A 7,087-nucleotide genomic window follows, 5' to 3' on the forward strand; every position below is an offset into this window, starting at 1 on the left:
CGGCCTCGACAATGTACTCAACGGCGGAAATGGAAACGATCTACTGATTGGCGGCATGGGCAACGATATCCTGACTGGTGGTGCGGGGCAAGACATCTTCCGCTTTGATGCACTGTTGAACAGCGCCAGCAATCGCGACACGATTCGGGACTTCAACGTGAGGGATGACACCATCGAGCTAGACCGGGGCATCTTTACCGCCCTGTCAGAAGCCGGCACCCTTGACCCTCACTGGTTGCGCGCCGGGACGGGTTGCACCAGTGCCGCAGACAGCGACGATTACGTGATCTACAACAAGACCACTGGCGCCTTGTACTACGATGCGGATGCCGATGGTCCCGGCGATGCGGTACAAATTGCGACGCTGAGTAGCGGTTTGGCGCTCACCAACCTGGACTTTCTTGTGGTCTGATCCGGCCCGCTCTGCCGGGCTGTCTCGGCAGGGCGGGGTGATCCGCTTGGCCACGGCGCAACGGTGCTTTGATGGGTCTGTGCGCCGCCCGACTAACGCGTGATCGGCTTGTAGCGAATCCGCTTCGGCTTCGCCGCCTCCTCGCCGAGGCGACGCTTCTTGTCCTCCTCGTACTCGTGGTAATTGCCGGCGAAGAAGGCCCACTGCGAATCCCCTTCGCAGGCGAGGAGGTGCGTGCAGATGCGATCGAGGAACCAGCGGTCGTGCGAGATCACCAGCACGCTGCCGGCGAATTCAAGCAGCGCGTCTTCGAGCGCGCGCAGCGTCTCGACGTCGAGATCGTTGGACGGCTCGTCGAGGAGCAGGACGTTGCCGCCGGCGATCAAGGTCTTGGCCAGGTGCAGGCGGCCACGTTCGCCGCCCGAGAGCTGCCCGACGCGCTTTTGCTGATCGGCTCCCTTGAAGTTGAAACGGCCGATGTAGGCGCGTGCCGGCGTTTCGTACTTGCCCACCGTAAGAAGCTCGGCGCCGCCCGAGATCTCCTCGAAAACGGTCTTGTCGCCGTCGAGGCAGTCGCGGCTCTGATCCACGTACGCCAGCCTGACGGTGCTGCCGATCTGGATTTCGCCGGAATCCGGCGACTCCTGGCCGATCAGCATGCGAAACAGCGTCGATTTGCCGGCGCCATTCGGACCGATGATGCCGACGATCGCGCCGGGCGGAACGGCGAAGCTCAGCCGGTCGATCAGCAGCCGGTCGCCGAAGGACTTGCTGACGTCCCGGAACTCGATCACCTGGCTGCCGAGCCGCTCGCCGATCGGGATGAAAATTTCCTGCGTTTCGTTGCGCTTCTGGTACTCGACGCTGGACAGTTCCTCGAACCGTGACAGGCGCGCCTTGCTCTTGGCCTGTCGAGCTTTCGGGTTCTGGCGAACCCATTCGAGTTCCTGCTTCATCGCCTTGATGCGACCGGCCTCCTGCCGGCTCTCGATCTCGAGACGTGCCTCCTTCTGCTCCAGCCAGCTGGAGTAGTTCCCCTTCCACGGGATTCCCTGGCCACGGTCGAGTTCGAGGATCCACTCGGCGGCGTTGTCGAGGAAGTAGCGGTCGTGCGTCACTGCGACCACCGTGCCGGGGAAGCGCACGAGAAACTGTTCCAGCCATTCGACCGACTCGGCGTCGAGGTGGTTGGTCGGCTCGTCGAGCAGCAGCATGTCGGGTTTCGAGAGCAGCAGCTTGCACAAGGCGACGCGGCGCTTTTCGCCGCCCGAGAGGTGGCCGATCAAGGTCTCCCACGGCGGCAGGCGGAGCGCATCGGCGGCGAGTTCGAGCTGGTTTTCGAGGTCGGCGCCGGTGCTCGCGATGATTGCTTCGAGGCGGGCCTGTTCCTCGGCCAGCCGGTCGAAGTCCGCATCGGGTTCGGCGTAGGCGGCGTACACCTCCTCGAGTCGGGACTGCGCCTGAAAGACCTCGCCGAGGCCGGACTCGACTTCCTGGCGGACGGTCTTCGTCACGTCGAGCTGCGGTTCCTGCGGCAGGTATCCGATCTGCAGGCCGGGCATCGGTATTGCCTCGCCGACGATGTCCTTGTCGACTCCAGCCATGATGCGCAGCACCGTCGACTTGCCCGAGCCGTTGAGGCCGAGCAGACCGATCTTGGCGCCGGGGAAGAAGGAAAGTGAAATGTCCTTGATGATCTGGCGCTTGGGCGGAACGATCTTGCCCACGCGATGCATCGTGAATACGTATTGAGCCATGGCGGTCGATCAGGAGGTGGTGGTTAGCCGGAGCGATGTCCGAAAGGCGCAAGTCTACCCGAGACCGGCTGCCGGTGGCTCGTCCCGGCAGCAACACGGGTGGTCGATTTGGGCTGCTTCCCCTGGGTGGCGTCTGGCTACGCCGTCGTTGTCGCGAGTCCGCCGGGGACGCGGCGCCGACTCATGCCCGTCGCGTCTTCTACTTCTCGACGAACGCCCGTTCGATCACGTAATCCCCCTGCGCGCCGATGCAAGGCGAAACCTGGAAGCCGCGGCGGTCGAGCATGGCGCAGCAATCGCGGATCATTGCCGGGCTGCCGCAAACCATTGCGCGATCGCGTGCCGGGTCGAGGGGGGGCAGGCCGATGTCGGCAAAGAGCCTGCCGCTGTCGACCAGTTGTGTGATCCGCCCTTGGTGGCGAAACGGTTCGCGGGTCACGGTCGGGTAATAGATCAGCTTGTCTCGCACCAGGTCGGCAAAGAACTCGTGCCGCGGCAGTTCGTCGGCAATGAATTCGTGATATGCCAGGTCTTTCACCCAGCGAACGCCATGGATCAGCACCACCTTCGCGAACCGCTCGTAGGTCTCGGGATCCTGGATCAGGCTGAGGAATGGCGCCAGCCCGGTACCCGTTGCCAGCAGGTACAAATGGTCACCCGGGCGCAGGTCGCGCAGCACCAGCGTGCCGGTTGGCTTGCGGCTGACGACCAGCTCGTCGCCGACCGCCAGGTGCTGCAGCTTCGAGGTCAGCGGGCCGTTTGGCACCTTGATGCTGAAGAATTCGAGAAAGTCGTCGTGATTGGCGCTGGCGATGCTGTAGGCGCGAGTCAGCGGGCGGCCTTCCTGCGGCAGACCAATCATCAGGAACTGCCCGTTGAGGAAACGCAGACCGGGGTCGCGTGTCGTGCGAAAACTGAACAGCGTGTCGTTCCAGTGATGGACGGAAAGGACGCGTTGGGCGGAAAAATTGCTCATCGTCTGGATCCTGCAGTGCAAGGGACGCAAAGCATCGTAATCGCGGATGCTATATTTGTAAAACCGATTTGTTGAATAAAGTATATCCAGAAAGCAGATATGAGATTCAGCTTGCGCCAGATCGGCGTGTTTGTCGCAGTGGCTCGTCACGAGAACGTTTCCCGCGCTGCCGTCGAGCTTGCCTTATCGCAATCGGCGACCAGCGCGGCGCTCGCCGAACTGGAGAGACTGTACGACACGCAACTTTTCGACCGGTTCGGCAAGACACTGCGCCTCAACGAACGCGGCCAGGCGCTGCTGCCGCAGGCCGTCGAACTGATCGAGCGGGCTGGCGCGATCGAGAGCCTGCTCGAAGGGCGTGCCGGCTACGGCAAGCTGTCCTTGGGCGCGACGCTGACCATCGGCAACTATCTGGCGACGCTGATCGTCGCCGATTTCCTCAAGCGCCATCCCGAAAGCACCTTGCAGCTGCAGGTACACAACACGCGCACGATCATCGATCAGGTGGCGCGTCACGAACTCGACCTGGGGTTGATCGAAGGCACCTGCCGGCATCCCGAGCTGATCGTCGAACCCTGGGTGGCCGACGAACTGGTCGTCTTCTGCGCGCCCGACCATCCGCTCGCGGGGAAGGGCAGGGCAACGCTCGCCGAACTCATCGGCCAGCCGTGGATCGTGCGCGAAGCCGGTTCGGGAACGCGCGAGACCCTCGATCAGGCACTGCGCCATCATCACGCCGCGCTGCCAATCCGGCTCGAACTGGAGCACACCGAAGCGATCAAGCGTGCGGTCGAATTCGGTCTCGGCGTCGGCTGCATTTCGCGCTTGGCTCTGCGCGAAGCCTTCCGTCGCGGCAGTCTGGTCGCCATCGAAACACCGGAACTCGATCTGCGCCGGCATTTTCATTTCCTCTGGCACCGCCGCAAGTTCCAGACCGCGGGCATGCGCGAGTTCATCGCGCTTTGTCGATCGATGACCGCCGGCGTCGAGCGCAGCGACCAGATCGTTTGGCCGGTGATTCCGTAGGGATGTTGCCGCGCAGCTTGTGCGGATCCCCTGGCTAATCGGTCTGGAGAGGCAGTCGGACGATTGCTCAAGGCTGCCGCACTCATCCCAAACGCCGATAGCGGGCGTTGGTGCCCTATTAGTAATGACTATTATGCCATAGGGCTAAATTTCTCATTTCCGGCATGAAATCCCCCTGTCCCTGCCCTTGGTCATGCAGCAGGCGCAACTTGCCCCACCCGGACGGGCATGGGCATCCCGAGGTAGGTGCAGGTGTTGAGGATTGCGGCCCGGAGTTGGGCTTCATTCACCTGCCGTTCAAAGGTGCGGGAGTAGAGGCTGTCACCGAGTTGCTTGAGCCGGTACATCATGTTCTCGGCAAGGCTGCGCCGGTGGTAGCCACTGTCGTTCTTCCAGCCGGCGAGTCCCTTGGCTTCGATTTCCTGGAGAATGGCGTCGCGCGGGTGGCCATCTCCCCACGCGACCGCACCGTCGCGGGGCGGGATGGTGGCCCGAGCGTCCCGTTCGGCGATCGCTGCATGGCAGCCGTGGCTGTCGTAGGCGCCATCGGCCGAGACTTGCGAAACCTCCCCCTCGACCTGGTCGAGCAGGCCGGGCAGGACTTCGCTGTCGCCCCAATCGGCGGCGGTAATTTCTAATCCGATGATGTCCTTGGTGGTTTCGTCTACCGCCAGATGGATCTTGCGCCACGTGCGACGCTTCCCGACCCCGTGCTGCCGCACCGTTCCACGCTCGGCTTGGCACAGCCGACCGGTTGCAGCGGCGGGAAGCGGTGCTTCCCGAAACCCCGCTTTCGCCCATTCGCCTTCGCCGAAGATCTTCAGCCCCGTCGAATCAACGACCACATGCGTGGGACCCCGGCGTGGCCGCCGGGGAATCTTCACCGAAAGCGGTGCTGCCCGTCGCGACATGTGGGTATGATCCGGCACCGGCAGGTCGAGTTGACACAGGCGCATCAGCGAATTCACCAATCCTTCCGTGGCGCGGTAGGGCAACTGGAAGAGTGCCTTGATCGTCAGGCAGGTCTGGATCGCAGTCTCCGAGTACAGTCCAGGCTTGCCGCGCCCTTCGGGCGGCGGCGGTGTCCATTACTCCCGGATGCTCGCGTCGTCGAACCAGATCGTCAGACTACCCCGATTGACCAAAGCTCGGTCGTACTCCGACCAGCTCGTCACCCGGTAGCGCTGTTGGACTCCCACTTCGACCGTCTCCGGCGGCTCCTGCTTCGCCATGATCCAGGTCCTCCTACTGCCAAGCCCGGCTGTGCCCGGGACAATGCCAATATACTACACCAACGCCCATTTCTTGTGTCCTTGGCGTCGATCGGGGACTCCTTCCCTTCGCAGCACAGTCAAAGTTGTCGGGCACCTCGCAAAGCGATCCGATGTCAAAAGACCTAAGAACTCAGACAAGGGGTCCCCCCTTTACTGAGGGCAGCAAGTTGCGGTCAACAGATGGTGTCGGGAAATCTTACAGTCGCCGATCTGGATAGCCGATGAAGACATCGGATCAATCAATAAATCATCAAGATTTCACTTTGGGCATGATTTTTGCTGTGGCGATTTGTGCAAAGGGCCGAAACTCCCACGACGTGTGCTCTGGCACCGGTGCGAGTTGTCCAGCGTCGTTTCTAGTCGGAGAATTCGTCGCTTTGAACTATTGGCTATCGGAAGTGGATCAGCGCATGTCTGAAGGACTTGTGCCTCAGGTGTGCCGAATTGAGGGAAGCCTGCAGCCGCATTGTCTCTGCGTCTGGATTGCTTCGCTCCAATCATATTCGCTGGGCTGCACCGATCGATGACTGTGGCCGACGACTTCCGTCGTCCTTGGGGGAAGCGCTGCTTCGGAGTGGCGGCTAGGGGGCGTGCGGTCGCCGAGTTGGCCGTCGCAGTCTTATGTATAACATTGCATTGACATGTGGCAGTCCAGTGGGCGATTGTTTTGTCTTGTGCGGGGTCGGGTGGCTACCGATTTCTCAGTCTTTTGAGTGGGAAGGTTAGTTTTGGGTGGGAAGGTTAGCATTGCCGACCGACGTGTCGTATACCGTCCGACCAACTCGGGCGGTTTGTTTTACACCGGGCAAAGCGCTTTGACATAGCTGCTGCCCATTTTTTCTTTGCACCTGACACACCGCTTGACGGATGTCGTTCCGGGATAATCCGATTACGTGCGACTGCAGCCATAACCGGTCTTATTAGAATCGAGGAGAGTAACAATGCCAGCATATCAACCCCCGAAAATCTCGTTTACGCTTTCTGCCCCAGGTCTATTTCAGGGGAATCCGAGTTACGATGACGTTGAAATTACAGCTTCCGACTTTCCGGCTGCCTATCAAATTGGCTGGCACGATGTTTGGTGCGCCGACCGGCAGACAGTACTATATACCAGTGCGCCCTATAATATTTATACTGGTGCGACCATTTATTCTAGTTACGAGTACAATATTCTGCGCACTAACCCGGATTTCGCGACGGTTGGTAATAACCCCGGGAACACCACCTCGGTGTCCGCGCTCACCGGCACTACAAACCAGCTCCTGAACACTGTTCCTGTTGATTCGCTGCACCCAGTTCAGCCCTATCTCGAAAACCTCGATATAGTTAATTGGTTGTTGAACAACAGCCAGGTCAGTCCAACGACTTACTCCGACACAATAAATGGTACTATTTATAGCAACATTCACTATTACACGGTGACCGGAGTTGCCGGGCTGTTCACCTTTGGTGATATCGAACAGACAATTTATCAATTGCTCGGAGATGGATGGTCCGGCAATGCATTTTTGGGTATTTCTAACCCAACCGACGTAACAACTCTCGTGAATGCCCTCGTCAGCGGATCGCATGAGGGTTACATGCCAGATGTTGGAGAGAAAATCGCAGTCCTCCTGGATTCGGGTTCAAACCCCTATATTCC

Annotated in this window: 5 protein-coding genes and 1 pseudogene; 3 read left to right on the plus strand and 3 right to left on the minus strand. The window is 60.4% G+C overall.

The genetic code is table 11. From position 1 onward, the window contains the following. On the plus strand, positions 1-412 hold a 412-nt coding region (locus NFV80_RS00540), incomplete at its 5' end, for a calcium-binding protein (protein ID WP_296757471.1). A 92-nt stretch (positions 413-504) separates the two neighbouring features. On the opposite strand, the gene ettA is transcribed toward NFV80_RS00540, so the two are convergent. Further along, positions 505-2,169, minus strand: a complete 1,665-nt coding sequence (gene ettA, locus NFV80_RS00545) for an energy-dependent translational throttle protein EttA (RefSeq protein WP_296757473.1) — start codon at positions 2,167-2,169, stop codon at positions 505-507. Between the two features lie 199 nt (positions 2,170-2,368). After that, positions 2,369-3,145, minus strand: coding sequence for a ferredoxin--NADP reductase (locus tag NFV80_RS00550; RefSeq protein WP_295326617.1), 777 nt, complete (start codon positions 3,143-3,145; stop codon positions 2,369-2,371). Positions 3,146-3,244: 99 nt separating this feature from the next. On the opposite strand from NFV80_RS00550, the gene NFV80_RS00555 reads away from it, so the two are divergent. Next, the gene (locus NFV80_RS00555) at positions 3,245-4,171 is read left to right on the plus strand and encodes a LysR family transcriptional regulator (RefSeq protein WP_295326615.1); all 927 of its coding nucleotides are present in this window, start codon (positions 3,245-3,247) and stop codon (positions 4,169-4,171) included. Positions 4,172-4,362: 191 nt separating this feature from the next. Here NFV80_RS00555 and NFV80_RS00560 read toward each other — a convergent pair. Further along, positions 4,363-5,403 (minus strand): annotated as a pseudogene (locus NFV80_RS00560) (IS5 family transposase). A 983-nt stretch (positions 5,404-6,386) separates the two neighbouring features. On the opposite strand from NFV80_RS00560, the gene NFV80_RS00565 reads away from it, so the two are divergent. Continuing rightward, the coding region (locus NFV80_RS00565; protein ID WP_295326614.1) for a hypothetical protein at positions 6,387-7,087 on the plus strand (701 nt) is incomplete at its 3' end.

The sequence above is a fragment of the Accumulibacter sp. genome (assembly GCF_023806565.1).
In the GTDB taxonomy this organism is placed as follows: domain Bacteria; phylum Pseudomonadota; class Gammaproteobacteria; order Burkholderiales; family Rhodocyclaceae; genus Accumulibacter.